The sequence below is a fragment of the Acinetobacter sp. 18QD2AZ41W genome, assembly GCF_009829025.1.
GTDB lineage: Bacteria > Pseudomonadota > Gammaproteobacteria > Pseudomonadales > Moraxellaceae > Acinetobacter > Acinetobacter pseudolwoffii.
In genome coordinates this window covers 312101-338741 of sequence record NZ_WURP01000001.1, presented here as the reverse complement: position 1 = coordinate 338741, position 26641 = coordinate 312101, and the positions used below count along the sequence as shown (strand labels likewise).

38 protein-coding genes and 1 other RNA gene are annotated in these 26641 nt (G+C 43.0%); 24 read left to right on the top strand and 15 right to left on the bottom strand.

Annotated elements, in window-relative coordinates; genetic code table 11:
- The first annotated feature begins 3 nt into the window (after nucleotides 1–3).
- The 6 genes from rseP (at nucleotide 4) to lpxA (ending at nucleotide 6833) form a co-directional block, all read left to right on the top strand.
- Nucleotides 4–1359 carry an RIP metalloprotease RseP gene (gene rseP / locus GVV58_RS01605; RefSeq protein ID WP_159515857.1) on the top strand — a complete coding sequence of 452 codons (1356 nt, stop codon included), beginning with the start codon at nucleotides 4–6 and terminating at the stop codon, nucleotides 1357–1359.
- A 39-nt stretch (nucleotides 1360–1398) separates the two neighbouring features.
- Complete coding sequence (gene bamA, locus GVV58_RS01600) at nucleotides 1399–3903, top strand: outer membrane protein assembly factor BamA (RefSeq protein WP_100328700.1); 2505 nt, start codon at nucleotides 1399–1401, stop codon at nucleotides 3901–3903.
- Nucleotides 3904–3985: 82 nt separating this feature from the next.
- Complete coding sequence (locus GVV58_RS01595) at nucleotides 3986–4483, top strand: OmpH family outer membrane protein (RefSeq protein WP_005096711.1); 498 nt, start codon at nucleotides 3986–3988, stop codon at nucleotides 4481–4483.
- 3 nt (nucleotides 4484–4486) lie between these two features.
- The gene (gene lpxD, locus GVV58_RS01590) at nucleotides 4487–5557 is read left to right on the top strand and encodes a UDP-3-O-(3-hydroxymyristoyl)glucosamine N-acyltransferase (RefSeq protein WP_159515856.1); all 1071 of its coding nucleotides are present in this window, start codon (nucleotides 4487–4489) and stop codon (nucleotides 5555–5557) included.
- Nucleotides 5558–5562: 5 nt separating this feature from the next.
- Nucleotides 5563–6048, top strand: a complete 486-nt coding sequence (gene fabZ, locus GVV58_RS01585; RefSeq protein ID WP_171063349.1) for a 3-hydroxyacyl-ACP dehydratase FabZ — start codon at nucleotides 5563–5565, stop codon at nucleotides 6046–6048.
- Complete coding sequence (gene lpxA, locus GVV58_RS01580; protein ID WP_074382858.1) at nucleotides 6045–6833, top strand: acyl-ACP--UDP-N-acetylglucosamine O-acyltransferase; 789 nt, start codon at nucleotides 6045–6047, stop codon at nucleotides 6831–6833. Before fabZ ends, lpxA begins: the two co-directional genes overlap by 4 nt.
- A gap of 73 nt (nucleotides 6834–6906) precedes the next feature.
- Here the strand turns inward: lpxA and GVV58_RS01575 are convergent, their stop codons facing one another.
- On the bottom strand, nucleotides 6907–7704 hold the full coding sequence (locus tag GVV58_RS01575; protein ID WP_074382857.1) for a YbgF trimerization domain-containing protein: 798 nt from the start codon (nucleotides 7702–7704) through the stop codon (nucleotides 6907–6909).
- Between the two features lie 293 nt (nucleotides 7705–7997).
- On the opposite strand from GVV58_RS01575, the gene ffs reads away from it, so the two are divergent.
- Nucleotides 7998–8094: signal recognition particle sRNA small type (ffs, locus tag GVV58_RS01570), an RNA gene on the top strand.
- Nucleotides 8095–8286: 192 nt separating this feature from the next.
- On the opposite strand, the gene GVV58_RS01565 is transcribed toward ffs, so the two are convergent.
- The 4 genes from GVV58_RS01565 to GVV58_RS01550 all read right to left on the bottom strand — a co-directional run bounded on the left by GVV58_RS01565 (nucleotide 8287) and on the right by GVV58_RS01550 (nucleotide 11282).
- Nucleotides 8287–8898, bottom strand: a complete 612-nt coding sequence (locus tag GVV58_RS01565; RefSeq protein WP_159515855.1) for a regulatory protein RecX — start codon at nucleotides 8896–8898, stop codon at nucleotides 8287–8289.
- Between the two features lie 90 nt (nucleotides 8899–8988).
- Nucleotides 8989–10029: a recombinase RecA gene (gene recA / locus GVV58_RS01560; protein WP_005096717.1), complete on the bottom strand. Its 1041-nt coding sequence runs from the start codon at nucleotides 10027–10029 to the stop codon at nucleotides 8989–8991.
- Nucleotides 10030–10174: 145 nt separating this feature from the next.
- On the bottom strand, nucleotides 10175–10615 hold the full coding sequence (locus GVV58_RS01555) for a S4 domain-containing protein (RefSeq protein ID WP_005096718.1): 441 nt from the start codon (nucleotides 10613–10615) through the stop codon (nucleotides 10175–10177).
- Nucleotides 10608–11282, bottom strand: a complete 675-nt coding sequence (locus tag GVV58_RS01550; RefSeq protein ID WP_159515854.1) for an HAD-IA family hydrolase — start codon at nucleotides 11280–11282, stop codon at nucleotides 10608–10610. The genes GVV58_RS01555 and GVV58_RS01550 overlap by 8 nt, the downstream gene beginning before the upstream one ends.
- 221 nt (nucleotides 11283–11503) lie before the next feature.
- Between GVV58_RS01550 and GVV58_RS01545 the strand changes: the two genes are divergently transcribed.
- Nucleotides 11504–12805, top strand: a complete 1302-nt coding sequence (locus GVV58_RS01545) for an integrase family protein (RefSeq protein ID WP_159515853.1) — start codon at nucleotides 11504–11506, stop codon at nucleotides 12803–12805.
- On the opposite strand, the gene GVV58_RS15575 is transcribed toward GVV58_RS01545, so the two are convergent.
- The 7 genes from GVV58_RS15575 to GVV58_RS01510 all read right to left on the bottom strand — a co-directional run bounded on the left by GVV58_RS15575 (nucleotide 12715) and on the right by GVV58_RS01510 (nucleotide 16562).
- Nucleotides 12715–12936, bottom strand: coding sequence for a hypothetical protein (locus GVV58_RS15575; protein ID WP_005251506.1), 222 nt, complete (start codon nucleotides 12934–12936; stop codon nucleotides 12715–12717). The two genes, GVV58_RS01545 and GVV58_RS15575, sit on opposite strands and share 91 nt — an antisense overlap.
- A gap of 120 nt (nucleotides 12937–13056) precedes the next feature.
- On the bottom strand, nucleotides 13057–13326 hold the full coding sequence (locus GVV58_RS01535) for a hypothetical protein (protein WP_159515852.1): 270 nt from the start codon (nucleotides 13324–13326) through the stop codon (nucleotides 13057–13059).
- On the bottom strand, nucleotides 13319–13786 hold the full coding sequence (locus GVV58_RS01530) for a DUF551 domain-containing protein (RefSeq protein WP_159515851.1): 468 nt from the start codon (nucleotides 13784–13786) through the stop codon (nucleotides 13319–13321). Before GVV58_RS01530 ends, GVV58_RS01535 begins: the two co-directional genes overlap by 8 nt.
- A gap of 7 nt (nucleotides 13787–13793) precedes the next feature.
- Nucleotides 13794–15212: a recombinase RecT gene (locus GVV58_RS01525; RefSeq protein WP_159515850.1), complete on the bottom strand. Its 1419-nt coding sequence runs from the start codon at nucleotides 15210–15212 to the stop codon at nucleotides 13794–13796.
- A 29-nt stretch (nucleotides 15213–15241) separates the two neighbouring features.
- Nucleotides 15242–16060, bottom strand: coding sequence for a PD-(D/E)XK nuclease family protein (locus GVV58_RS01520; protein WP_159515849.1), 819 nt, complete (start codon nucleotides 16058–16060; stop codon nucleotides 15242–15244).
- A complete protein-coding gene (locus tag GVV58_RS01515; RefSeq protein ID WP_159515848.1) occupies nucleotides 16057–16320 on the bottom strand; it encodes a hypothetical protein in 264 nt (87 codons plus the stop codon). Before GVV58_RS01515 ends, GVV58_RS01520 begins: the two co-directional genes overlap by 4 nt.
- Nucleotides 16320–16562: a hypothetical protein gene (locus GVV58_RS01510; protein ID WP_159515847.1), complete on the bottom strand. Its 243-nt coding sequence runs from the start codon at nucleotides 16560–16562 to the stop codon at nucleotides 16320–16322. Before GVV58_RS01510 ends, GVV58_RS01515 begins: the two co-directional genes overlap by 1 nt.
- Before the next feature lie 195 nt (nucleotides 16563–16757).
- On the opposite strand from GVV58_RS01510, the gene GVV58_RS01505 reads away from it, so the two are divergent.
- The gene (locus GVV58_RS01505) at nucleotides 16758–16952 is read left to right on the top strand and encodes a hypothetical protein (protein WP_159515846.1); all 195 of its coding nucleotides are present in this window, start codon (nucleotides 16758–16760) and stop codon (nucleotides 16950–16952) included.
- On the opposite strand, the gene GVV58_RS01500 is transcribed toward GVV58_RS01505, so the two are convergent.
- Genes GVV58_RS01500 through GVV58_RS01490 form a run of 3 tightly spaced genes read right to left on the bottom strand, consistent with a single transcriptional unit; the run spans nucleotide 16949 to nucleotide 18340 of the window.
- Nucleotides 16949–17467, bottom strand: a complete 519-nt coding sequence (locus tag GVV58_RS01500) for a hypothetical protein (RefSeq protein ID WP_159515845.1) — start codon at nucleotides 17465–17467, stop codon at nucleotides 16949–16951. The genes GVV58_RS01505 and GVV58_RS01500 overlap by 4 nt on opposite strands.
- Before the next feature lie 47 nt (nucleotides 17468–17514).
- The gene (locus tag GVV58_RS01495; RefSeq protein ID WP_252721246.1) at nucleotides 17515–17847 is read right to left on the bottom strand and encodes a hypothetical protein; all 333 of its coding nucleotides are present in this window, start codon (nucleotides 17845–17847) and stop codon (nucleotides 17515–17517) included.
- Between the two features lie 46 nt (nucleotides 17848–17893).
- Entirely contained in the window at nucleotides 17894–18340 is a 447-nt protein-coding gene (locus GVV58_RS01490; RefSeq protein ID WP_159515843.1) for a hypothetical protein, read from the bottom strand.
- 112 nt (nucleotides 18341–18452) lie between these two features.
- Here GVV58_RS01490 and GVV58_RS01485 point away from each other — a divergent pair, with 112 nt between their 5' ends.
- The 15 genes from GVV58_RS01485 to GVV58_RS01415 all read left to right on the top strand — a co-directional run bounded on the left by GVV58_RS01485 (nucleotide 18453) and on the right by GVV58_RS01415 (nucleotide 26638).
- Nucleotides 18453–18710 carry a Cro/Cl family transcriptional regulator gene (locus GVV58_RS01485; protein WP_159515842.1) on the top strand — a complete coding sequence of 86 codons (258 nt, stop codon included), beginning with the start codon at nucleotides 18453–18455 and terminating at the stop codon, nucleotides 18708–18710.
- Between the two features lie 10 nt (nucleotides 18711–18720).
- On the top strand, nucleotides 18721–19029 hold the full coding sequence (locus GVV58_RS01480) for a hypothetical protein (protein ID WP_159515841.1): 309 nt from the start codon (nucleotides 18721–18723) through the stop codon (nucleotides 19027–19029).
- A gap of 149 nt (nucleotides 19030–19178) precedes the next feature.
- A complete protein-coding gene (locus GVV58_RS01475; RefSeq protein WP_252721245.1) occupies nucleotides 19179–20024 on the top strand; it encodes a hypothetical protein in 846 nt (281 codons plus the stop codon).
- Entirely contained in the window at nucleotides 20021–20764 is a 744-nt protein-coding gene (locus GVV58_RS01470; RefSeq protein ID WP_159515839.1) for an ATP-binding protein, read from the top strand. Before GVV58_RS01475 ends, GVV58_RS01470 begins: the two co-directional genes overlap by 4 nt.
- Nucleotides 20761–21009, top strand: a complete 249-nt coding sequence (locus GVV58_RS01465; protein ID WP_159515838.1) for a hypothetical protein — start codon at nucleotides 20761–20763, stop codon at nucleotides 21007–21009. Before GVV58_RS01470 ends, GVV58_RS01465 begins: the two co-directional genes overlap by 4 nt.
- Nucleotides 21006–21521, top strand: coding sequence for a RusA family crossover junction endodeoxyribonuclease (locus tag GVV58_RS01460; RefSeq protein ID WP_159515837.1), 516 nt, complete (start codon nucleotides 21006–21008; stop codon nucleotides 21519–21521). The genes GVV58_RS01465 and GVV58_RS01460 overlap by 4 nt, the downstream gene beginning before the upstream one ends.
- 19 nt (nucleotides 21522–21540) lie before the next feature.
- The gene (locus tag GVV58_RS01455) at nucleotides 21541–21993 is read left to right on the top strand and encodes a hypothetical protein (protein ID WP_171502617.1); all 453 of its coding nucleotides are present in this window, start codon (nucleotides 21541–21543) and stop codon (nucleotides 21991–21993) included.
- On the top strand, nucleotides 21990–22277 hold the full coding sequence (locus GVV58_RS01450; RefSeq protein WP_159515836.1) for a hypothetical protein: 288 nt from the start codon (nucleotides 21990–21992) through the stop codon (nucleotides 22275–22277). Before GVV58_RS01455 ends, GVV58_RS01450 begins: the two co-directional genes overlap by 4 nt.
- Before the next feature lie 165 nt (nucleotides 22278–22442).
- Nucleotides 22443–22937 carry a hypothetical protein gene (locus GVV58_RS01445; protein WP_159515835.1) on the top strand — a complete coding sequence of 165 codons (495 nt, stop codon included), beginning with the start codon at nucleotides 22443–22445 and terminating at the stop codon, nucleotides 22935–22937.
- A gap of 65 nt (nucleotides 22938–23002) precedes the next feature.
- Entirely contained in the window at nucleotides 23003–23344 is a 342-nt protein-coding gene (locus tag GVV58_RS01440; protein ID WP_159515834.1) for a hypothetical protein, read from the top strand.
- Nucleotides 23345–23346: 2 nt separating this feature from the next.
- Nucleotides 23347–23580 carry a hypothetical protein gene (locus GVV58_RS01435; protein ID WP_159515833.1) on the top strand — a complete coding sequence of 78 codons (234 nt, stop codon included), beginning with the start codon at nucleotides 23347–23349 and terminating at the stop codon, nucleotides 23578–23580.
- A gap of 1 nt (nucleotide 23581) precedes the next feature.
- Nucleotides 23582–23803 carry a hypothetical protein gene (locus GVV58_RS01430; RefSeq protein WP_159515832.1) on the top strand — a complete coding sequence of 74 codons (222 nt, stop codon included), beginning with the start codon at nucleotides 23582–23584 and terminating at the stop codon, nucleotides 23801–23803.
- Between the two features lie 3 nt (nucleotides 23804–23806).
- Nucleotides 23807–25465 carry a portal protein gene (locus tag GVV58_RS01425; protein WP_159515831.1) on the top strand — a complete coding sequence of 553 codons (1659 nt, stop codon included), beginning with the start codon at nucleotides 23807–23809 and terminating at the stop codon, nucleotides 25463–25465.
- Nucleotides 25462–26007, top strand: a complete 546-nt coding sequence (locus tag GVV58_RS01420) for a hypothetical protein (protein WP_159515830.1) — start codon at nucleotides 25462–25464, stop codon at nucleotides 26005–26007. The genes GVV58_RS01425 and GVV58_RS01420 overlap by 4 nt, the downstream gene beginning before the upstream one ends.
- Nucleotides 26000–26638 (top strand): hypothetical protein, encoded by a 639-nt coding sequence (locus GVV58_RS01415; protein ID WP_159515829.1) that lies wholly within the window; start codon nucleotides 26000–26002, stop codon nucleotides 26636–26638. The genes GVV58_RS01420 and GVV58_RS01415 overlap by 8 nt, the downstream gene beginning before the upstream one ends.
- Nucleotides 26639–26641 lie beyond the last annotated feature (3 nt).

Sequence of the window (26641 nt, the reverse complement as noted above, 5' to 3'; positions counted from 1 at the left end):
GACATGAACGCCTTGTTTATTATTGCAGCCGCAATCCTGTTACTCGGTCCCTTAATTGCGATTCATGAGTTTGGTCACTATATTGTGGCGCGTAAACTGGGCGTTAAAGTGTTGGTGTATTCGATTGGTTTTGGACCAACGCTGTTAAAGTGGACCTCAAAAAAATCCGGCATTCAATATCAGCTATCCGCCTTACCTTTAGGCGGTTATGTGAAAATGCTGGATGAACGTGAAGGCAATGTTGCTGAAGAAGACTTGCCCAAAGCATTTAACCGTCAGCATCCCTGGAAACGGATTGCCATTGTGGCAGCGGGACCATTGATCAACCTCATTCTTGCGGTGCTGTTATTCTGGGTGCTGTTTTTACCGGCACAAGAGCAGCTGAATACCCGCGTTGGTAAAGTTTTACCAGATACGCCGGCTGCAACAGTACAAATGCAGCCGGGTGACAAAATTGTTGCTGTGGACGGGACTCCAGTCGAAACCTGGGAAAAACTGAGTTATGCGCTGGTGGATCGTGTGGGTGAAACCGGTGTAGTGTCTATTCAGGCAGAACGTGCCGGGGAAAACAAGCTGTTCCAGTTACCGATTCGGGACTATTTAAAAGACCAGAGTCAATCTCCGTTAGACAGTCTGGGCTTCTTGCCTTATCGACCGGAAATTCCGGCTGTGATTAGCAAGCTGACTGAAGATGGTGCAGCAATTCGCCAAGGCCTGAAGCAAGGTGACAAAATTCTGGCCATTGATGGTGTCCAGATGAAAGACTGGTTTGATGTGGTACAAATTGTACAGGCATCACCAGAAAAATTACTGAAGATGGATGTATTGCGCGAAAACCAGGTGGTGCAACTTGAAGTGATGCCACAGGGCAAGCGTGACAATATGGGCAATGTCACGGGTATGCTCGGTGTACAAAGTGATCCGGGTAAAATCTCGATTCCCACAGAATATAAGCAGACCATTCACTACAATCCAGCTGAAGCACTGGTGATGGCATTTGATAAAACGGTGCACTTATCTTCGATGATTCTGAACTCGATTGTCAAAATGGTACGTGGCATGATTGGACTGGATAACTTATCTGGACCGATCACCATTGCCAAAGTCGCAGGACAAAGCGCAGAAATGGGTTGGGAAACTTTTATTTCCTTTATGGCGCTAATGAGTGTAAGTTTAGGAATATTAAATCTACTGCCGATTCCAATGCTTGATGGCGGACATCTGGTTTACTATTTTGTTGAATTAATTCGTGGTAAACCTGTTTCCGAACAAATACAATTGGTTGGACTAAAAATTGGTATGGTACTGCTCGGCAGTATGATGCTTCTGGCATTATTTAATGATTTTATGCGTTTATAACAACGTAGATGGAATAAATTAACAGCGGAAAAGACTGGCATGCAGCACACACATTTATTTATGCCTCTGGCACTCGTTAGTGCAATGGCAGTAGCACAACAAGTATATGCAGCAGATGAATTCATTGTACAAGATATAAAATTTGATGGATTAGTGCGTTTAACTCCTGAGAATGTATATGGCCTCGTGCCAATTAACAGTGGTGATCGGGTCAATGATCCGGTCATTGCCAATGCAATTCGCAGTTTATATGCATCAGGCTTATTTGATGACATCAAAGCTGTTCAGCAAGGCAATACTCTAGTTTTTCAGGTGGTAGAGCGCCCAGTCATTTCGAAAATCGAACTGAAAGGCAATAAGCTGATTCCAAAGGAAGCACTTGAAGATGGCCTGAAAAAAATGGGTCTGGCTGAAGGTGAAGTGCTGAAAAAATCTGCTTTACAGACAGTCGAAACCGAGCTTGAACAGCAATACATGCAGCAAGGTCGCTATGATGCGGATGTTACCGTCACGACGACAGCAAGACCGAATAACCGAGTTGAATTGCTGATTGATTTTATTGAAGGTAAAGCCGCAAAAGTTTTTGATATCAATATCATTGGCAATACTGTTTTCAAAGAATCAGATATTAAACAGGCATTTGCTGTTAAAGAAAGTAGCTGGAACTCGGTGATTTCACGTAATGACCGTTATGCACGTGAAAAAATGGCTGCAAGCCTTGAAGCACTGCGTGCTATGTATCTGAACCAGGGTTATATTAACTTTAATATTACCAATTCCAGTTTGAACTTGAGTGAAGATAAAAAGAATGTCTTTATTGAAGTGTCTGTAGATGAAGGCGAGCAATTTAAATTTGGTCAAACCAAATATTTAGGTGATGCACTTTATCAGACTGAAGAATTGCAAGCCTTACAGCTGTTTAAAGAAGGTGAAACTTATTCGCAAGAAAAAGTAAATGTGGTTAAGCAGCTATTACAGCGTAAATATGGTAATGCTGGTTATTATTATGCAGAAGTGAATATTGTTCCTCAAATTAATAATGAAACCAAACAGGTTGATTTAAATTACTATATCAATCCGGGTCAGCAAGTTACAGTACGACGTATTAATTTTACCGGTAATACCAAAACTGCAGATGAAGTGTTGCGTCGTGAAATGCGCCAGATGGAAGGTGCTTTAGCCAGTAATGAAAAAATTGACTTGTCTAAAGTCCGTCTGGAACGTACCGGGTTCTTTAAAACAGTCGATATCAAGCCTGCACGTATTCCGGGTTCACCGGATCAGGTCGATCTAAATGTCGCAGTAGAAGAACAGCATTCAGGTACCAGTACCTTGGCAGTGGGTTTCTCGCAAAGTGGCGGTGTGACGTTCCAGGCAGGTTTAAGTCAGACCAACTTCCTGGGCACTGGTAATAGTGTATCGATCGACTTGTCGCGTTCTGAAACCCAAGATTATTATAATCTGAGTGTGATGGACCCGTACTTTACCATTGATGGTGTACGTCGCGGTTATAACCTTTACTACCGTAAGACCAAACTCGATGATGACTATAACGTCAACAACTATGTGACAGACAGTCTAGGTGGCGGAATCAACTTCGGTTATCCAATTGATGAAAACCAGAGTGTTAGCTTAGGTCTAACGGTTGACCAGACTGATGTAACGACCGGACCTTATGTCTCTACTTATGTTGCGGATTATCTAGAACGAAATGGCGGTAGAGAGACACGAAGTGGTGAATATTGTCCAGCTCAAATTGAGACACAAACAGGTAATTGTGTAGATGCTGAGGGTAATCCAGTTAGTACAACTACGTATGGTCAAGAGTTTAAAGGTGAGTTCTTTACCTATAACCTGAATTTAGGCTGGTCATATAACACTTTAAACCGTCCAATGTTCCCGACACGGGGTATGTCACATCGAGTGAATGGTGAAATTGCATTACCGGGCAGTGATGTGGAATACCAGAAGCTAACTTATGATGCTCAGGCCTTCTTCCCGTTAGGCAAAGACTTTGTGCTGCGCGGTTATGGTAAGTTAGGCTATGGTAATGACCTGCCATTCTATAAGAACTTCTATGCCGGTGGTTTTGGTTCGGTACGTGGTTTTGAAAATAGTACCTTAGGACCTAAATATCCGGGCGTGTATTTCTCTGATATTGGTCAAAACGATCCGTCTCCGGAAGAAGTGGGTGGTAATGCATTGGTTCAGTTTGGTACTGAACTGGTACTGCCTGTACCATTTAAAGGCGATTGGGCACGTCAGGTTCGTCCGGTCATCTTTGCCGAAGGTGCTCAAGTTTTTGATACTCAGTGTGATGTGTCAAGTGAAAACATTTTCGTAAATGGTGCTTCAGTAAATGGAAAACAATACTGTAAAGACAACTTCGGTTTCGATGCAGACAATATGCGTTATAGCGTCGGTGCGGGTTTCACCTGGATTACCATGATTGGCCCATTGTCACTGAGCTATGCTTATCCGTTGAATAAGAAAGACGGTGATGAAACTAAAAATATCCAGTTCGAAATCGGCCGTACTTTCTAAGATTATTAGCTAATCCTGAATATAGATTTTGCTCATGAGGTTGCGAGGCTTTATGAGCAAATTTTTTTGAATGAGTAAGAATATGAAAAAAATGATCATGGCGATGAGCCTGGCTTTGGCAAGTGTTGCACCTTTGACTCAAGCAGCTGGTATTGGTGTGATTGACTTGGAGCGTGTAGTCGAAGGTAGTACTTATCTGAAACAGCAAAACACGGCATTTCAGCAAAAAATTCAGCCACAAACCAGCAAGATTGAACAACTCAGTAAAGAGCTGGAAGCTTTGCAGCAGCGTGCTCAGTCTAATACCAAACTGAGCGATGCTGAAAAGCAGAAGATGTCTACGCAATATCAGGCCAAATTTCAGGAATTGAATCAGTTGCAACAATCTGTGCAGAATAATGTTCAAAGTTCGATTCAGCAGATTCGGACGGTATTTGATGCACGTGTAAAGCAAATTGCTGAACAATTGCGTAAAGAAAATAACCTGGATGTGGTTTTAAATAAAAATTCAGCACTTGCTTATGATGCTAAATATGATTTAACTGATAAAATGATTCAAAAGGTTAATGCAATTAAGTAATCAATGAATCATCAACAGCTTCAGTTAGCTGACCTTGCTCGCCTGGTTCAAGGCGAGTGCGTAGGTCAGGCAGATTTGCGTTTGAGCGCTTTGGCCAGTCTTGAACAGGCGACCTCACAAGATCTTGCATTTGTGAATGCCGATAAATATGTAGAGCAGGCCAATCAAAGTCAGGCAGGTGCTTTAATTGTCACGGCTGAACTAAAACAACAGATAACGTCACATCAAAACTTTATTGTTGTGGCGAATCCCTATCTGGCTTTTGCGATTCTGACCCATGTATTTGAGAAAAAAAATACCCAGCGTGGTATCGAAAGTACTGCTCAAATTCATCCTTCAGCGATCATCGCCGATGATGCGTATATTGGACACTATGTGGTGATTGGCGAGCATTGTGTTGTGGGTGCCAATACCGTTATTCAGCCTCATGTATATGTCGATAATGATGTGGAAATCGGTCAGGACTGTTTTATTGATGCGCATGTGACGCTGACGGGTGGCGCCAAAATTGGCAATCGCGTTCGTATTCATGCCAATACCGTGATTGGCAGCGAAGGTTTTGGTTTTGCACCTTATCAAGGTAAATGGCATCGTATTGCCCAGCTTGGTTCTGTGCGTATTGCTGATGATGTGCGTATCGGGTCAAACTGTAGTATAGACCGCGGTGCATTGGATGATACGATTTTGCAACAGGGTGTGATTATTGATAATCTTGTGCAAATCGCGCATAACGTCAAGATTGGTGCCAATACCGCACTCGCAGCAAAATGCGGAATCGCCGGAAGCACTACAATTGGCAAAAACTGTGTATTTGCAGGTGCGGTGGGGGTAGTAGGCCACATTAATATCGCAGATAATGTCACAATTACTGGCATGTCAATGGTGACAAAAAATATTTCTGAGGCGGGCAGTTATTCTTCTGGCACACCTATGTTGGAAAGTTTGCACTGGAAACGTGCTGCTGTGCGTTTTAAACAATTAGCAGATGTGCCATTGACCCAGGTGATGAAACGACTAGATCATATGCAATCTCAAATTGAGTCCATTGAATCAACATTTAAGTTGCGTAAATAATTATGATGACAGAGTCGAATTTGCCTACATTCACGAAACCTGAATTGCCAATGAATATTCAAAAGATTCGTGAATATTTGCCCCATCGTTATCCATTTTTATTGGTTGATCGCGTGGTCGAGATTACCGAAAATGGCATTGTTGGTTATAAAAACGTCTCAATTAATGAAGAGTTTTTGCAAGGCCATTTTCCGAATTATCCAATTATGCCGGGTGTGCTGATTGTTGAAGCACTGGCACAAATCTCGGGAATCTTGGGTTTTGTGATGAACAATGAAACACCAAGTGCGGGTTCATTGTTCCTTTTTGCCGGTGCGGAGAAGGTTAGGTTTAAAAAACAGGTGGTTGCAGGCGATCAATTGGTATTAAAAGCTGAATTGGTGATGCAAAAGCGCGGCATTTACAAATATAATTGTATTGCCACTGTAGATGGCGTCGTCGCAACAACCGCGGAAATTATGGTTTCGCATCAAAAAGTCGAGCAGGCATGAGCAATAATCCCCTTATTCATCCAACTGCCATTATTGACGCATCAGCAGTCATCGCTGCTGATGTAGAAATTGGCCCATACTGTATTATTGGGCCAAACGTCACTATTGGTGCGGGTAGCAAACTTCATTCACATGTAGTGGTGGGTGGCTATACGCGTATAGGTGAATATAATGAAATTTTCCAGTTCGCCAGTGTAGGCGAGGTTTGTCAGGATCTTAAGTATGCCGGTGAAGAAACCTGGCTTGAGATTGGCGATCACAACAAGATCCGTGAGCATTGTAGTTTGCATCGTGGTACCGTTCAGGATCAGGGTTTAACCAAGATTGGCAGTCATAATCTTCTAATGGTCAACACGCATATTGCCCATGACTGCATGGTCGGTGATCACAATATCTTTGCCAATAATGTCGGTGTGGCTGGACATGTTCATGTCGGGGATTATGTGGTCATTGGTGGAAACTCAGGGATTCATCAATTCTGCAAGATTGACTCTTATAGCATGATTGGCGGAGCATCACTGATTTTGAAAGATGTGCCGGCCTATGTGATGGTGTCAGGTAATCCTGCGCACGCTTTTGCTATGAATATTGAGGGAATGCGTCGTAAGGGCTGGTCTAAGGCCATAATTGACGGTTTGCGTACTGCCTTTAAACTGATTTATAAATCAGGTTTAACCACTCAGGAAGCAATCGAGCAGATTCGTAAAGATATCTTGCCGGAAGTTGCCGAAGCACAACGTTTGATTGATTCTCTTGAACAATCCAAGCGTGGTATTGTGCGCTAAAATATTTCAAGTAAAAAAAGACACCTTTAAGGTGTCTTTTTTATTGCTGAATTAAGGGTTATCTAGAAGATTATTACTTAAAAAATTTAGCTTCTTCAGATTGCGGGTAATTACTGAGTAATTTGTTCTTGTACTGGGTGGCAATGGCCGGTTTTTGCTCGACGTCCTTGCTAATGTTATGCAGTTGATAAAGCGCACGCGAAGCACGGGTCGACTTTGGATAGCGGTCTGCCACAATGGTGTAATTGCGTTTTGCTTCTTCAAAATTTGGCGGATCGATGGCCAGATTGAATTCTGCTAACCAGAAATAGGCATTGCTGATATACACACTATTCGGATTGTTTTTAATAAAGTTCTGCATGGGTGCAATGGCTTTGGCTGCACCGCCATTTTTATAGGCATCTAAGGCTACTGTATAGGCTGCTTTGTCCAGCTCGGTGGGCTGTTGTCCGCTGCTCGCTGTATTGATCTCATTCGCATTTAAACTGGGAGAACTATCCTGTGGGTTGTCCTCCGTTGGGTTTTCTTCAGCCGGTTCAATTTTTTGCTGTAACAGTTCCAGGCGCTGATCGAGATCGGCATAGCGATTGGTCAGTTCGCTTTTCAGTTGGGCAATTTCATTTTCCTGTTCTTCCATTTTGCCGCGCAAGATCCGCAGATCACTTTCCAGTTGCTGGTTTTTTTGCATAATCTGCCAGCTGGTATTGGTTTGCACAGGTGTCGATACGCCGGCAGAACTCGCAGACTGGGTATTCATTGACGCTTGATTGGCAGTCTGGCTCAAGCCACGCGATTCAATTGGAATATTGGCAAATAGCGGTGTGGTAAAGAGTGCTGTCACTGCACACAATACGGTCTTTTTAAACATCATAAAATTTCCATAATTCTTTGTGAGATACGTATCCGCTGCTCATCTTTTAAAGAAGATCATTCATATACATTGCACACATTAAAAACGGCATTTTTAGAAATTGCAACAAGGTTTTACAAAGATCATGCGAATCTGGGTGTTGATGGATTGATTGTGAAGATCGCTTGAAAATCAGCAGAAATATCAATATTGTTTTTAAAATAATCAAACGGATAGCTTGATGGATTATTTTAAGGAACAAAGCTTGCAACTTGATTAAAAATCTCTATACTCTGTTTTTGTAATGGTAGCCCTGCTGGTTACTTCGCAATTGTACTCTATGAACCCCGCCAGGACCGGAAGGTAGCAACGGTAATAGAACTATGATGTGCCGGAGCTTTGCTGGTAGGGTTGCCACCATATTTTTCAATAATAAAAACATTTTATCCCAGCCTATTAATCTCAAAGCTAACTTCTAATATCAGCTAATTTTTAACATTTTATTATCCCAATAATTCGTTCTGCTAGCGAACTGATTTTCTCATTTTAAGATCAATATGCAAACACTTTTGTAGTGGGTCTATTAATGAATCTGAATACAAATTAATCTTCCACTTTACGGCTAATCGCCTTAATAATCGTATCCATTTCAAAACCACGGTACATCAGAAAACGGATCTGTTTGGCCTTGAGCTTCGGATCTTTAGTAACTTCCGCCCCATATTTTTTGACTTTCAGCGCATAGGCTTGCTGCACCCAGTCAGTTTCTTTCAGTTCTTCTGCGATTAAAGCCGTATCAACTTTCTTGTTTTTTAATTTCATTTTAATCTGATTGGGGCCTTTGCCTTTACGCTTTTGGCTCGACAGCATGGTTTCTGCGACACGCTGATCACTCTGATAATTCTCTCGTGATAATTCTTCAACTAATTCCAGCACTTCATCGCGATCCTCTGCATATAGGCATAGCTTCTCGATCAGTTCGGCTTTGGCATATTCCTTGCGGGTCAGTACGGCAAAGGCATGCGAACGCAAACGCGAGCCAGTTAAGCCCGGTTTTTTCTTTTCATCATCAGGGGTATCAAACAGGCGCTCTTCTGAGTCGAAAGTGGGTTTTTGTTTCAATGTGTTTTGCTGGGTCGCTTGATCATCAGCATCGCCAAATTGCTGTTTTAAAGTTTCATAATCGAGCAGTTTGCTGAATTTTGCCTCTGACATCTTTCTCTCGCATTTTATCATCTACCCATAATAACAAAACGCCCCGTAGGGCGCTGTGTCGTGATGTTTAAAGACTAGGCAAATAATAGATTAGGCATCTAAAAGATCTGCTTCTTCTTTATTATCTTCTTCAGTGATCACGGCTTTGGTCAGCAGTTGCTCGCGAATCAGCTTTTCAATGGTTTGTGCCATTTCTTTATGCTCTTCCAGATAACGGATGGTATTGTTCTTACCTTGGCCAATTTTGTCGCCTTGATAAGAATACCACGCACCGGCTTTCTGCACGATTTCTTGCTGTACAGCAAGATCGATCAATTCACCTAGATGGTTCACGCCTTTGCCGTACAGAATCTGGAACAGCGCTTCTCTAAATGGAGGTGCCATTTTGTTTTTCACGACTTTGACTTTGGTTTCAGAACCAACGATCTCGTCACCTTCTTTCACCTGACCAATACGACGGATGTCTAGACGTACAGATGCATAGAACTTCAATGCGTTACCGCCAGTCGTGGTTTCCGGGCTACCGAACATGACACCAATCTTCATACGAATCTGGTTAATGAAGATCACCATACAGTTGGAACGCTTGGCATTACCGGTGATTTTACGCAGTGCCTGGCTCATCAAACGGGCTTGCAGACCCATATGCGAGTCACCCATTTCGCCTTCAATTTCCGCACGTGGCGTTAGAGCAGCTACAGAATCGACCACGATCATGTCAATTGCACCAGAGCGTACCAGCATATCTGCGATTTCAAGCGCCTGTTCACCGTGATCGGGTTGCGATACCAGCAGGTTGTCGATATCTACGCCAAGCTTACGCGCATATTGCGGATCAAGTGCATGTTCGGCATCGATAAATGCGCACGTACCACCGGCTTTTTGACATTCTGCAATTGCTTGCAGGGTCATCGTGGTTTTACCTGATGATTCAGGACCATAAATCTCGACGATACGGCCCTTCGGTAGGCCACCAATACCGAGTGCGATATCCAGGGTTAAAGAACCTGTAGATACAGCTTCAACAGCCTGAACGGTATTGTCACCAAGACGCATGACTGTATTTTTACCAAACTGTTTTTCAATCTGGCTTAAGGCAGCATTAAGCGCCTTGTTTTTATTCTCATCCATCTTACAACCTCAATACGATGTCACTCAGTTAGTACTCAAGTGGATGTCTTAAATTAGAGCTTTGTTCCACAGGCGTATAGTGACAGAATTTTCCCTAGTGTTCTATCAATGTCAGCGCATGTACGACACATTCTGACGCTTGAATTTAATCGTCATTATACGACCATGACTGATCAAAACTCTGACTATTTTCATTTTTAAATTTACTGATATCCCGGCGATCTTTCTTGCTTGGACGATGATCGGGACGAGCTAGATTATGCAACTTTCTTTGTGAGGTAATCAATTCCCGTCGAGCAATACTGACTTCGGTTTCTTCATACAGTTTTTGTGCCACAGGTGCAGGGCCGCGAACATCAGAAAGTTCTTTAACCAGGACAGTTTTCTTGTCGATGCCTTGCTGAATCGTCAGTTCCATGCCAACACGGACTTCGCGTGATACTTTGACACGTTCACCATTGTGGTGGACTTTACCACCTTCAATTGCATGTTTGGCAATGGAACGGGTCTTGAAAAACCGTGCTGCCCAAAGCCATTTGTCTATACGCATGCCTACCGCATCTTCGGGTAAAGACGATTTACGCATATTTTTTCTCTACCTCAGCCTGATTTAAATAAGTGATTAAATCTGTTAATTGGTGCAGCATCGGATAATTGCAAGTCTCGCGTGCGACTTTGGCCGAGGAGGGGTGCTGGATACTGAGCAGGTTTTCAATCCCGTAGGCTTTGGCACCATTCAGGACTTTTTCGGTATCATCAATAAAATAAGCATGTTGCGGATCGAAGGGATGCATGGCATTCAAGCCTTGCCAGAATTCAACAAATTCTTTGGCATGCCCAATCGTTTCTGAACTGACAATCACATCAAAATAATGGCTTAAATTTAAGTGATCCAATTTAAAGGCCAGGCCGGCACAATCGGCATTGGTGGCCAGCCAGATCGGGTAGCCATTCGTTTTCAGATAATCCAGTAATTCGAGACAATACGGGCGTAAGGCGACTTTGTCTTTATGTTCAATCTGCATCGCCAGAACATCAACTTCGACTTTAGCCGTCCAGAAGCGTGAGGAGTACCAGTTTAGGGTATGATTATGTTCCTGATAGAATGCGGAGAGGGTCGCCTGACTGTGTTCCATGCTACAGCCATGTGTGGCAGCATAACGCACAGGCAGCAACTCATTCCAGATGAAATCATCGTAGGCAAGATCAAGTAAAGTTCCATCCATATCGAAAATTATAGTCGGCTTTTGCATTCAAGATTCTCCAAAGTTTTTCAAAGTTCAACAAAGCATATAGAAAAGCTTTAGATTCAATAGAATTAATCAATTTTCGCGTTTATTAACGGCAATCAAATAAATTCAAAGTTCAACAAAGTCATTTACCTTTCAAGAAAAAATATGTACATATGTGTGTACATAATTTCGCTCTGCCTAAATATGTACAGAGTATAGAACATTTGGACTGGAAAATTTAAATGGCTTTAAGTGATAGTTGGCTCAAATCCAACAATGGGAAACCGCGTGAAAAAGTTGAGGTGGTGACGGATCGGGATGGCCTGTCAGTTCGAATTACACCTAAAGGCAAGATTGTCTTTCAATATCGCTATCGTTTTAGCGGCAAGGCGAAAAGACTGGACTTGGGTACTTACCCTTTACTTAGCCTAAAAGATGCCCGGGTACAGGTACATAAATATAAAGCTGAACTCGACCAGGGCAAGGATCCAATGCAGCTTAAACTGAAAGGGGAAAGCGACTATCTGAAACAGCTCACAGTCAAAGACATTTGCGATCTTTGGTTTAATACCGTTGCCATTCATAAAGTCTCATACAAGGATGATTATCGAGCCTTTGAATTGCATGTTTACCCGCGTATAGGTAGACGGATCTGTGATGATGTGTCGCTGCAGGAGTGGTCGCAATTGCTCTTTGATATTGCTGCGGATGCTAAAACCGTATCGATCAAGGTGCTGGGAAATTTAAGAATGATCATGCGCTGGGGATGCATTCACGGAAAATTACAGCATCAGCCTATTCAGCACTTAAGAGCAGTGGATCTAAACGTGAAGAAAGTGAAGCGGTCACGCTATCTTTCAGAACAGGAAATATTCTGGGTAGTGCATGCTTCACTGAGATCCAACGCCATATCACCGAAAAACAAAGCCATTATCATCATGCTGCTGTTTTTCGGATGTCGTGTATCAGAATTAAGGCTGGCCAAGAAGTCTGACTTTGATTTTCAGGAAATGATCTGGCACGTACCACCAGAGAATCACAAAATGGGGGATCGTACCCATAAGCCGATTATCCGGCCCATCATTCCGCAAATTGTGCCATTCATTAAGTATGTGTTTTCACTCTCACCTGATAGCTGTGAATACGCTTTCCCGAACTTAAAAGGCAAAGCCTATACCATGCTGGCCAAAAGCTTTCAGACGACTATACCTCTATATGTGAATGAGAATGTGCGTAAACGTTTTGGGGTGGATATCCAGCACTGGACCACACATGATTTACGCAGGACCATGAGAACGCATATATCAGAACTGGCACCACCGCATATTTGTGAAATTATGCTTGGCCATGGTTTACCTGCAGTGTGGGGAACTTATGATTTACACGAATATTTAGATGATCAGGCGCAGGCATATGAAAAGTGGTTCTTCAAGCTCTGCGCCATATTGGACAATTACGAGCGCTTTGATATCAAAGGCTGTATTTCAAGTGATTCAAGCAATCCGTTGTCTCTTTCCCAAGCATCCACGGCCTTAATACCATAACGGCTGCTTGAGCGCCCATGTGCTTTGATCACTGGTTCAGGAAAATCCTTTTTATTGCGCCAGTTGATCAAAGTGCCTTTTGTTACCCCATAACGCTTCAGTAACTCAGGCGTTGAGATATATAAAACCATTAAGACACCTCCTTTGAAACCTTCAAATATTCCGCTTTAGCAGCTGCCCAATTCGCTGCATCGTATGGGCTTAAACCTTGTGCTTTGCACCAGTTGGTGCACCAGAGGAATTGAGCATCATCAAAGTTCATTGGCTGGCTCTCCACGAATAATTTTCACAGTAGCCGATCTACCATCAACGCAATTAAGGGTGATGTTTAGATCATTTTTTCCGTCATCCTCCCAGGTGAAAGTTTTAATTTCAGCACCCGTTGGCTCTACGCCCAAGGCTTCCAGTCCGGCCTTAAATTCAGCCATGTGATCAGCCATTTCCTGCAAGCAAACATGGATGCGATCAGATGGGATTTTCAAGAAGTCGCCAATCGACTCAATTTTGTAGATGTTAGTCATTGGCTGGCTCCTGTGGCGCATCCGGTAAAGGCATCCAGTGTGTTACGCCTTTTAAAATTGTGAAATTGTCATCCAAGATAAAACAAGGCTCGTCATCTGGCTCAACTGAATAAAAGCCTATACAACTAAATGGCTTACCACGTCTTCGAGCAACTACATTTAAGAGGACGTTTGCATTTTTCTTAGGAAGACTATCCTCAACAGAAATCCATTCCGGCACCGCTTGGGCTTTTGCTGCTTGCCATTGCTCTCTAACTTCTGTACCAGCTTCAAACATGCTGTACATATGCTGAATATCAGAATCCGAATAAGAGCCTTCTTCATCTTTCTCCAAAAGGCTTTCATCAAAGTCAGGGTTTGCTAAAAGTAAATCTTCAAATTTTTCTTGAATTTCCCGAATATCCATCACGCCAATTCCTCTAAAAATTCTTTTAAGCGCCACACCCGAAGGTGTGGCCATATCTGGTTTAGTTGTTGTTGAACATATCGTTTTGATCTTCAAGAATGGCCTTGCGTGCAGCATAGGCATGCAATAATTCTTGATGATGCTCATTGGTCAGCTTTGGCTTGGCTTCTGTGATCTGCGGTGCTAATACCTCAAGACGCTCTAAGTCTCTTGAATCTTCAATCGAACGGAGCATGCCATTTTTGAATGCATTACTCTTGGTTGGATCTACAGCTGGCACTCGTGACGTTTCAAACTTGGCGCGCACTTCTTCAATGTTGCCTACTAAATACTGAGCATCACCTTGATTTAAAGCACCGTCATTTTCGATCTGCTCTTCGATATCGAGTACATCGGCCAAGGATTTAGCTGTATTCAGAGCCTTGGCATAAGCACGTCTAAGATCACTAGATCCCGGTTGTTTCTTTTGCTGTACCAATGCTTCAGCTTCTTGCTGTAGGCGCTTTAATTCATCTACGCTTAGTTCGCCTTCGGCCGCCTCATTTGATGTTTGATTTTGGACATTCTCAGCCTGTTCAACTGGTGCTTCTTCTACAGCCTTAGGCTGACGTGAGCGCTTTGGCTTTTCTTCTGCAGGTGCATCGGTAACAACTTCTTTCACAACATTCTGCTTAATGCTGTCCAAAGTTTGTGGTGCTGTATTCACTGGCTCAGGCGTTACATCAATGATTGATTCAAGTTCTTCTTCCTGTGTACGGATACCCATCAACACTTCTGGTGCATAGATCCGGCCAAAGAATGATGCAGCACGATAGCGAAGCATCTGCTCAGGCATGGTTTGCCATTTAGATCCGTTCTTCTGGTACCAGCCTTCTTTAACTGCCATTTCCATCGATATTTCTGCAGATTCAAGACGCTCACCTGTACCGGCTTCAATTGCCCAGGCTTTACATACGATGTTGCGCAGTTTAATCGTGTGAACTTTTTCCTCTGGCAAGCTCTTGCGAGCACGCTCATTCCATTTCCAGTCTTTAGTGGTATAGGTCACTTCAATTTCACCACGATCTTCCATTTCAAAGCGAAGCGGTGAATATTTGCCAGAAGTATTAATAGCACCAATAACAAACTGAGATGACCAGGCTGGACGACCTTCAACAATGTAAAGGTTTTGCATAATCATCAGCGGATCTGCACCCATGCGATTAGCCATGTTCAGTGCAATTACACAGTTGGCCAAGCCGTTTGGATTTGGTTCTGAACGATATAACCAGTTGCCGTTCTGGTCTTTACCATCTTTGATTTTCAATGTATCGCGGTAAACTTCCGGCACCATGGTTGAGGCTGCAAGCATCTTGGCAATACGCTGTGCCAGTTCAAAGCCTTCAAGTGAAGTAAGGCCCACTTCAACCGGTTTAGGTGCAGCATGAGCAGCTTGGCGAGAAGTACGAAGTTGTTCAGTTGTCATTACTTGAGAAGTCATTGTGTTATTCCTTATATTTTAAAAATTAATTACTTACGAAATTTGCAGGTAGCGTACGCAGGGCAGAACTTTTCATTGCAGAGCATTGATTTAGAGTTGCCGTAAAACGTACCGTGTTTAATAATTTTGGCCGCATGGTGCAGTAGTCCTGGATCTTCTTCAGTACCCAGCAGTACTTCTGCAGGTGATTCAATTTCACCGATACCCACGTGCTGACCTTTATCTGTTTTGCCAGTCGTCAGGCCATAAATACGGGCAGGGGCTGTTACTGGTTCCTGTAGAGCATGTGCAGCAAGTACGGTATAAATTCCCATCTGTGGAGCATGGCCAACGGTTTTCACTACGCCGTCACTGGCTACAGCAGCCTTACCGGTTTTGATATCAGAGATACCCAATTCACCATCTTCATTTTCATAAATGCGGTCGATGGTTCCAGTAAGTTCAATGCCTAGATCTGCAAGGATTAATGATTCACAACGCACTTCCACACCGATAAATTTCTGAGTAGGTGCAATGTGGGTGATGTACTTGTGCATTAATGACTGGCCAATTGATTCAGCATCGTTCTGGTTCAGATCCGACCAATCCACTTCTTCATTTGGTTGCCAGATCTGGTGATGCAAAATTTCTTCACATTCTTCCAGGCTAACTTCTTCACCGATTAAGTTTAGGTGATCCCACTGGGTTACGGCTTCATGAATTGCGGTACCCAAGCGAGTGCGTGCACCAGCTGGATTGCGTTTGTTTAAAAGATTCTTTGCTTCCCAGCGTGCAGGGCAATCAAACAGATCGCCTAGCGATGAAGCGCGGATCGGGATAATCCGGGTAGGATTAACATAGGCATTCATAAGCTTTCACCTTTAATCACGACATGAACAGGTGCTTCACGAAAGGTCTCAATGCACGTAATTGTTCCGTCCAGCTGCTGACGCTCTTTTGGAGAAAGGTTGCGCCATTTAGCAATTATCCAGTCGCCTTTAAGCAGCCCAATTGGCGCTCTAGCTTGCATAGATCCATGGCTATAACCATTCTCTTTGCACCATGCGCATGCTGCGTAGTAGGCTTGAAATTCACCTTCTTGGGTGAATGTAATCACTTGATCAGCCATTACTTCGCACCCCCAACAGCATTCGCAATCGCTTCCGCCTGGTAAGCAGACTGCTTTTCCGCTGCATGCAGAATCATGACTGACAGACCAAAGAAGATTGAAAATAGGAGCATCCAAGCAGCGACATTTGAAGCAACTTCTTTCGCTACTGATTTCGGTTCTGGGTGCTGGTACAAACGCTCAGAAGTCATGCTTGATGCATCAAACTCTGGCAGGTTGCTTTGAATAGGATTTTGTTTCATACTTATCTCGCATATTTGCAAGCCCGCTAGATTTCCAGTCCATCGCGGGCTTTTTATTGGGTACGAAATAAGGATATTACAAAAATGTATTTATTTGCAATACATAAATGTAATATTTTCTATGATTATTTTTATATTTAGGATTTAATAGACAAAAGAAAACCCATCACAGGGATGGGTTGTTTGGAGTTTGTTATGGATAAAAATCAATTGAAATTTTTAGAAGAACTAACCGATTTATCGCATAAACATGGAATTTATTTAACTAATATCTTAGATGAAGCCAGTAACACAGAAGATGATATCTATATGGCCGAGATAGAAGGTCATATGAATTCAGCTGGCTATGAGCTGCAAGAAAATGGATCTTTAGTATTTACTTGGTATTAAACTAATTTAACACTTAATCCTGAATTAACCCCGCCAGGAAGCCCTAGAAAAGTATCAATTCCAATGTTTTTTCTTAGATCGGCTAGTAGGTCGTTTGGATTAACTGTGATTCCAATTTTTTGGATTGATTCACTTCGCGCATTAGACACTTCTTTTGCGCGATATACTTCTAATTCTTTATTTTCGTTAATAGCAATACGTGCTAATGCACGAATATAAAAACGATTAAATTCACCTTCTGCAAGTGTTTCATGTGCATTACTTGGTGTTCTAGATGCTCTACCATTTTTATCTACTGAAGAGGCATTAAACATATCGTCTTTACGAATTGCATTAGCAAGAGTTTGTTCATTACCCCCCTTAATGCTCTCAATTAAAATGTTTGGATAACTATCAATCCCATGTTGATTAAATCTTTTACTGTAATACAGGGTGTTGCTGGAGATGTCTAAATTCACCTCTTCAAGCATTGCATTCCGTACATTGTCATTTAAGTCTAAAAAATTAAAACCCATGTTCTTCTCCACCCGATCCAAGAGCCGCTCGGGTATGCGGCTTATTTTTATAGTTGACTAACAGCATGCTTAAGCATGATATTTTTTACTTTTTCAACTTCTGGGGTCATTTCAAATTCGTATTTAAGTTCACCCTTTATTAATTTTTTCATTGTAATAGCATTAAAATCTGTAAGGAGCTGTAAATCATATAATTGCTTAAATACACTAGGTTTTCTTCCATAAAACCTTTGGCCCTTAATGATATCTTTTGAAATTTCTTGAGTAAGTGCGTCTGGTATAACTGCTAGATTTACACCATATTTTTTTAGTGTTCCACGTAAAGCGTGATTGGCTAATTTGTAGGGGAAAAACCAATAAGCAAATGGCAACCACAGCATGTGAAGTATTCTCATTAATTTTCCCCTAAGGCTTTAATCCAAAATTCTAAGATGCGTTTTCTTTTTGGTTGGGCTTGATCCTTCTCGCAACCATTTCATTAATAGTCCTAATAGCATTATCAAACACAATATTAATGTCATCTAAATCACTATCAGATAATAATTTATTCTCTTGCAAAGTATCTAAAGACTGGCATAGATCGATAAGCCTATCGTATCTCTTGCTTAATATACTTTGCGTCTTGGACTCACTAACAACGACATCCTTTCCATCTAAATACATAGCAGGAATATCGGTTTGCTCTTCTAGCTTTCTAGCCTTCCTCTCCCCAAGAACTCTTTTCTTTTGAATTAGGTTGGATATTTCACCCTGATTTAACCCAAATTTTTCGACAAATTCTCTCTGGTTCTTGTAGTGAGTCTTCACCCAAGAATCCAATTTATCTGCGCGAGCATCAGAAGACGCTTTATTTAAATCATGATCTTTAGACATGTTTTCGATTCTATCAATGTATTACAAAAATGTATAAACACAAAAATGTATTTATCCTTGCTAATAAAAATACAAAAATGTAATATTCTCGTATTAATAAGGAGTTTCTTTAATGAGTAGTAAATTCGTGACCTATTTTAGAGGTCTAAATTCAGATCAAAAAAAAGAGCTGGCTGAATCTTGCAAAACATCTGTCGAATATCTTTCCAAGCAGGCAGCACTTATGAATAAAGATAAAACCACCAGTCTTTTTAAGCCTGCGACTTGTGCTGCCATTGAGATTTTTTCGAATAAAGAAGTAACGAGAAAGGATCTTAGACCAGATGACTGGATGGATATCTGGATCGAACTGCGCGATAAGGCTGTGTGAGGTAGAAGGCATGTCTGAAAAATTAACTGAAAGTATCACGTTCAAATGCACGTATGACGAAAAGCGCGACTTGGAAGCAATTGCTAGATCTGAAAACAAAACTCTGTCTGAGCATATAAGAAGCTTGGGCATATCAAATATTTCTGAAGTTCGGGAACGTTTAAATAATCTCGCATCTCTTATGCGTCTGACCACAGATACCGTAGACACGCCTATTTTTGAATTAACACCTGAACCATTGATAAAACCTACCGGCACAAAAAATGCCCATCTGCGCGAACAGATGAGCATCTTTGCCATTCACTCAGAAAGTAAATGAGGCATGCAACAAATGTTGAATTTAACACGTATCGGGGAGGTTGTGAAGAAATGAATACTGCACAAGTAATTCCGTTTAAGAAGCCTTCACAACCAGCACAAGGGGCTGGAAAAAGCATGTATAGCGATAAGTTCGATCAGGGCTATGTTATGTCTAGTCGCTTGTATCGAAAAGAAGTGTGGCCATTCATTAGTGATGCTGCACGTAACGTTTATGCGGAGCTGGAAAACCGTATTAACGGACATAACAAGGAGTCTGATTTTGTTAGCTACTCGCAGTTACAGGGTGGCGACTTACTAGGTGCACGTAAATTAAGCCGTGAAACTGTCAGAAATGGCATAGATGAGCTATTAAAACTCAAGGTTGTTTCAATTGCTGGTACTGGTTCAAGGGGCGTAAAAAAATACGTTTTAAATGAGATATCCCTAAAAGATCAGTTCACTAACAAGACTAGTTCGACTACCGAACCAGTTCGGAAAGTGAACCGTACTAGTTCGACTACCGAACCAGTAACTAGTTCGGAAACCGAACACACAATAGATACACCTATAGAATCTTTAGAAAATAATAAGAATAAAGCGCCGGCTGAATTTGTTCCTCAGGATCGTGGTGCTTTGAATTTTATTGACTACCACTCTGACGATCCAAAGCTGTACACGCTGAAAGATTTATCCGGAACCTACCCAATCAAAAAAGATTTCATGGCTCAAGCAGCTGTGAGTTTTCCAAAGCTGTCACAAGACATCGTACTTGAACAACTCAAAGAGCTGGCGCAATGGTCAGTTGGTCAACCTGAACGTATTTCTCAAAAGTGGATGACCACCTGGTTGAACTGGTTACGCAATTACCAACCTGCAAAACCGAAGACTGAAAAACCAAAAGCCAGCAAGAAACCTAACGCAAATCTGAACGTGAATGATGCATGGAAAGATCAGGCAACTTATCACGCACCTGTTGAAAACTTCCAAGTGGATATCCCGGAGGACTTCGTATGAACGCAATGTCATCGTTTTCATTTGAACTCAAAAAAGTTCAAGAGATCTGCAATAAGCATCAAGTCGCTATGGTTCAAGCCGGGCCATATCACAAGTGCCCAAAATGCGCCGTAGAGTTCCATGAAGAACAACTCGCACAAGCACAGGCCGAAGTGGATCGCCAGGTACGTGAAAAGCACTTTGCAGGTGCTCAACTTCCAGAGCGTCATGCTCAGTCAGGTTTTAAAAATTACCTGGTGAAACATGCAGGACACCAGAACGCTTTAAATCAGGTTGTTTCCTTCGCCAAGAACATGATCAACGGCGACAAGAATAACTTTGTGATGGTTGGGCCGACTGGTACAGGAAAAACCCATCTGAGCTGTGCTACGGCACGAACACTACTCAACAAGGGTAAGCATGCACGCTACATCACCAGTGAAGATCTGGCACAACGAATCATGCACGCATGGGATGCACCAGACGCTACAGAGAAATCTGTAATCCATGATTTCACTCAATACGATTTATTAATTCTGGATGAATACGGATTGCATGACCGTGATAAGCGCCGGGAGCTGGTCCACAAAGTTTTATATGCACGCTATGACCGCATGAAGCCGACCATGCTGATTTCAAATTTAACCCTGGAGGAACTGCAAAAAGACTTAGGTGATCGTCTTTGGTCTCGATTCCAGCAAGGTGGTTTAAGCGTAGTCGAATGCAATTGGAATGATCAGCGTACAGGTGGTGCAGCATGATTAGTAAATCTCATAGCCATATGTTTGAGCAAACCCTTGAAATCATGCTGTTCATCACGTTCCGGACAAATAAAACCTATGTGATAGATGTTCTGGAGCAAGTGGTTTCAGGTGTAAGCGAAAGAACTGTGTGTAGGTATTTATCCTCGCTTGAGGATCTTGGCTATGTCACAGGCGATAAAAAGAGTCCGCAAGGCTTCCTGCCAACTGAAAAATCAAAACAACTGTTTGGGGCTTGTACATGACTGGAGCCCGTTGGAGCGAAAAACAGTTAGAAGTTCACTTGAATAAGCACAATTTGCGCAAGGAATGCGCGACAGTGCAATTTAAAAACAAAATTGAAGCAAAGACACATGAAGCAGAACAAAACGCCGTAGACGCGAAACTAGAGCGAAATAGCGCAGGGGGTGAAAAAGTCATTTTAGATTTTAATTTGCCGGCCATTCCTCCATCGGTAAACCACTACTGGAAGAAATCTGGACGCGGTTTCAAGTTAAGTGATGAGGCAAGAGATTTTCACGATCTGGTCAGCATGTTGGTACCGCCAACCAGAACAGCAGCACGGTTAAAACTGGAGGTGACGTTTCATTTTCCAAATCGGTTAAGACGGGATATCGATAATTACTTGAAAGCAACGATTGATAGCCTGGTGAAGTGTGAATTTTGCGTAGATGACGAACAGTTTGATGAGCTGATAGTACGCCGGGGCAATGTGGTTAAAGGCGGATTACTCAAAATAAAAGTGATGGAAATTTAAAGTGAATATAGGGGTTGCTATGGGAAGTTCTATGGGGCTGCAACTAGTCGGTGGTGAGTGTGGAGAGGGGGTATATACGAACTCTCCTCGCGCGCGCGCGCGTTTTATCAATCTGCATACCAAAAAGAAGGTCAAAGAGTTCAAGTTAAAACTTCGAAATTACAAGCGTCCGGACTTCAATCGCATGATTCTGGACTTGGGCAAATGTGGCTGGACACACGAAAAGATTGCGGACGTTCTGCCTGTATCTGGTGCTTCAACTGTGAGTGAATGGGCGCGTGGTGGCGTTCCTAATTACGACAACGGCCATGCGTTCATTATGCTTTGGCAAACGGAGACGGGCATTGTGCGCTACCCACTGGAAGGTGAATGGATGACATACAAGTACAAGATTGGCCAGATGGATATTTTTGAAGACGGCGGCCTGTGCGATCAGGTCATTGAGGAACTGGATCGGGAGTTAGGGTTGTGAGTGAATTTAAAGAGTTCTGCTTGATTGAAAATTTAAGCCCAGTGCAAATCATTGGTGCTCGTAAAGCATGGCAACACCAGGAAGCTGGCCAGCATTCAATGAAGGCGCATATTGATGAATTGCAAGAAACAAACCTAAACCTTGAGGGGGAGTGTGTGCAGTTGCAGAAACGTCTTGATGCTGTAAAAGCAATCATGAATGAATATTACACTGGGAGTTATGAAGAATCGGCAGAAATGGCAGGATTAATCAGTGCTGCGCTGGAAGGTGACCATGCCACCTGACTACACCCACATAGAGAATGACGGCACGCCGTGGAAGGAATCCAACGGCGATTGGTTTTACTGGCGTGATGTATGGAGATGGATTCAGTATGTCGGGCCGAAGAATAGTAATTTTTTTAATAAGTTTAGGTAGAATGAGGGCAATTTATAATAAGGATTTATTTTATGTGGGAATGTATTGTCAATGCATGGGCTTGGTTGGGGAGCAATTCGGGACAAGTGCAAATTATCATTGCATTGATAGCTGTCTATTATGTCTATTATCAAATTAAGCTTTTCAAGAAACAAAGATATTTTGAATTAAGACTTCAACTTATTGAGTTTATTTATCAACAGCTGAATGTCGTTAATGCAATAAAATTAAAAACACTAAAAATAAAAATATTTTCTAAGCATGCATGTGATTTAACCAAGGTAGAAAGAGAGTTAATTGATGGGTTTTTGGAAATTTCAGACTCAACAGAAGATACTCTGGTTGAGATGAAAGAGTGTTTAGAAATTATGCTGGATTCAGTGAATGATGATTGTGATGTATTTACCATAAAGGAGCTAGAAGTAGAGCTAAAAGAGGCAATGGAGCGTATTAAAGATATAAGAGATTTTCATGATAGGTATGACAAGTTGATAGTAATGCTTGATAAAGATAATCCTCTTAAATAACACACAACAAACCCCAACACCCATACCCCCACAGTAACCCTATCAACCAACGATAGGGTTTTTTTATGGCAGCTCGCAAAGTAAATACACCAGGTGCAACAGAGAAGGCACCGACCACAGCAGAACAGGCCGATGCAGCGTTAGAGCGCATCACTGGCCAAGATGCTGAATCACAAGACCAGTCTACTAATGAAACCAGTTCACTAGGTACACCAGTTGAACCAACTGCAGAAGAACAGGCAGCCAAAAAGGAATATGAAGAATTCCTTCAATGGCGCAAAAACAAAGGTGAATCAGTACAACCACCTACACAACATGCACCTACATCCAATGCATCTACCGACCCAACAGCAAAGCGCACGCGCCAAGTTGTAGGCCCTAACGGTTGGATCACCGAGGAGTACTAACCATGTGTGGTGGATTCGTAGGCAAGGCCATTAGCACTGTGACTGATGCCATTGGTCTGACTGATACCAAGGCAGCATCTAAGGGCTATGACGCTCAGGCAGCGGAAGCCAAAGCCCGAGCAGAGGCACAGACAGCGGAAAACGAACAGGTGGCACAGCGTAAAAAGCGTAAGGCATCTGAAGTTCTTTCTTCTGGATCTTCTCAGGACGAGAAGAAAAATACATTAGGAGGTTGATATGTGCGGAGGATCAATCGGCAAGTTGTTTCAAAACAGTGGGAAGCTTTTTGGACTCGACATCGTTGGTACGAAAGAGCGTGCAGCGAATAAAGCAGCTGAAAACTCACCAGAAGCCCAGCAATCTAAACAGGACAATGCACAGGCTGCGATGAAAAAGCGTCGAGCATCGGAAGTCCTGAGTGCTGGTGATAGCAATAAGAAATCAACACTAGGTGGATAAGGCATGAGTGATCGAGCAAGTCAAATCTGCAAACGGTTGGGTGAACTTCGGGCAGAACGTGCCAAATACGAAGCGCACTGGACTGAATGCTATAAGTACGGAGCACCTGAGCGCCAACAGTGTTTTAACGGTGGTTCAGGTTCCGAAGGCACCAGAGAGAAACAGCGTGCTGATTTGCTGGATTCTACTGCTGCCGAATCAATCCTGATCTTTGTATCTAACCTGATAGCAGGTACCACACCTGCAAACGCGATCTGGTTTAAGGCTGTACCGGATGGTATGGACGATCAAGCCGAACTCACACCAGGTGAACACTGGCTTGAACAGGTCGCACAGTTCTTATTTCGCAATATCCACGGCGCTAACTTTGACAGTGAAATCTACGACATGATCATTGATTTCGCCGTTGCTGGTTGGGGTGTGATCTATCAAGACATTGACCGTGAAAAAGGTGGTGGCTTCACATACCAGTGTTGGCCAATCGGTGAGTGCTTTATTGCTTCTACACGTCCAGACGGGCAAGTAGATACGATTTACCGCGAGTACACCAAAACCGCTGCACAGTTGGTCAGTGAATTTGGTGAACACAAAGTAAGTGATGCCGTGCGTAACACTTATCAGACTCGACCAGATGACCGTTTCAAGATTGTGCATGTGATTGAGCCGCGTAAGGTCAAAGCATCAATGACCAGCCGTGTATTGCTGCCAAAGAACATGCCGTTCGCTTCATATCATGTGGAAGTGGATGGCAAAAATATTCTAAAGGAGTCTGGCTATAACGAGTTTCCTTGTGCGGTACCGCGCTTTAGAAAGATCCCGGGCAGTGTGTACGGCATCGGCATTATGTCTACGGCGTTACCAGATGCTAAATCAGCCAATGCTTTGATGCGTGACACCTTGCGCAGTGCTGAGATTGATGTACTCGGTTTCTGGATTGCTGAAGATGACGGCATTTTAAACCCACGTACTGTACGTATCGGTGGCGGCAAGATCGTTACTGCAGGAAAGGTAGATTCAATGAAGCGCCTGGATAGTGGAAAAGGCTTTCAGGTCGCAGATCCGCTGTTAGATCGGATTCAGTCCAGCATCCGCCGTAAGTTGATGGCGGACAGCCTGCAGCAGCATTACAACACACCACCGACAGCAGCAGAGATTTATGCACGTGTCGATATGATCCGGCAGCAGCTTGGTCCCCTATATGGCCGTGCACAGGCTGAGTTACTGGTTCCTATCCTTGATCGTGCTTTTGGTCTGGCATACCGGGCAGAAGCATTAGGCGAAGCACCAGAGGATCTACAGGGCCGTAATCTTTCATTCAAGTTTATTTCACCACTGGCACGTGCTCAGAAGCTTGAGGAAGTGGCCAGTATTGAACGTCTAATGGCTTCACTTGGGGCAATTATCGAAGTCGCTCCGGATTCATTGGACAACATCAATCTTGATGCAGTACCGCAAGTGCTGGCAGCTGGTCTAGGTGCACCAACTTCAATCATGCGTACCACTGATGAACTTCAGGCGTACCGTGAACAGAAAGCACAGGCACAACAGCAGGCAGCAGCACAGGAACAAGAAGCAGCTATGGCACAACAGATGACAGGTGCCATTACTCAAGGCATGGGTAAAGGCTTGGAAGCACAAATGGTCAGTGAGGTAATGCAATGATTTTAGGTTTTGCAGTAATGGCCATTCTTGCGCTGATTGCCTGCGCTTTGCTTTATGCAGCTGAAAACAAGGCAAAAGCATTAGGCAATGAGTTGTTTAAGGAAAGAACCATATCCAGCACTTTACGCAATGAAAAGCACCATGAATGGGAACGTGCAGAAGTACTGCAAGGGCAAGTTTTCGCACTGAAGCAGGATATTGCCGATCTTAAGGCCCAGCCTGATCAGGAATTTAAAGAACTGATTCAGGAGCAAGAGGACGAATTAGGCTTTGGCCACCACGTTAAATGGCGTTCACATCGAAAGCCAACGGCGCTGACCTATCAGATGCATTTCGATATGGACGTTAATGGCCAACGAATTTTAGAAGAACTCACCGTGCGATTTAAGCGCAATGCTTTCACTGAAAACGAACGTGAGACATGCCGCCGTTTAGGTCGTGCCGAAGTCGTGGACTTCATTATCAACCGAATTAACACAGCAAACGACCCTCGCTATGACGAGAGCCTAGAACTAGCACACATGGAGCAAGACAATGGATGAACAACAGAACCCAAACCCAGAGAACGTACCAGCAGTTGAACCAGTTCCAACTCCAGCACCAACTCCGGGAGCAGAACCACAACCGACTCCGGGCACTCCGCCAGCAGATCCAGCACCAGGTGAACCAAACGCGGCACCAGTTGAAACAGATCCAGCAAAAGCGGTACCAGAATCTGCCGATGCCTATAGCGTTTCAATTGATGGCTTCGATTTTGATGCTTTTAAAGCGGATAACACTGAAGTGTTGGAATCATTCCATGCTGAAGGCATGACCAATAAGCAAGTTGAAGCAGTCGTTAAAGCCTATGAACAGCATCAATCCGTTCAAATGGAAGCCTTACAGGAAGAATGGGGCAATGACTTTGGCGCAAATGTGAACTTGGCCAAACAAGCCATTGAAGCATTAGGTTTTCAGGCTTCGGATCTAGACTCGCCAATCGGTGCGTTAAAGCTAGCGGCCGCTATTGGTAAGCATATTCAGGAAGATTTACCACCCTCTAACACACAGCAAAACGTTGGTGAATCAGTTCAACAATTAATGATGTCGGAAGCCTACTTGAACGACAAGCATCCAGACCATAAACGCGTCTATGCACAGGTTGAACAGGCTTATGCGAAGCAATATCAATAAGGG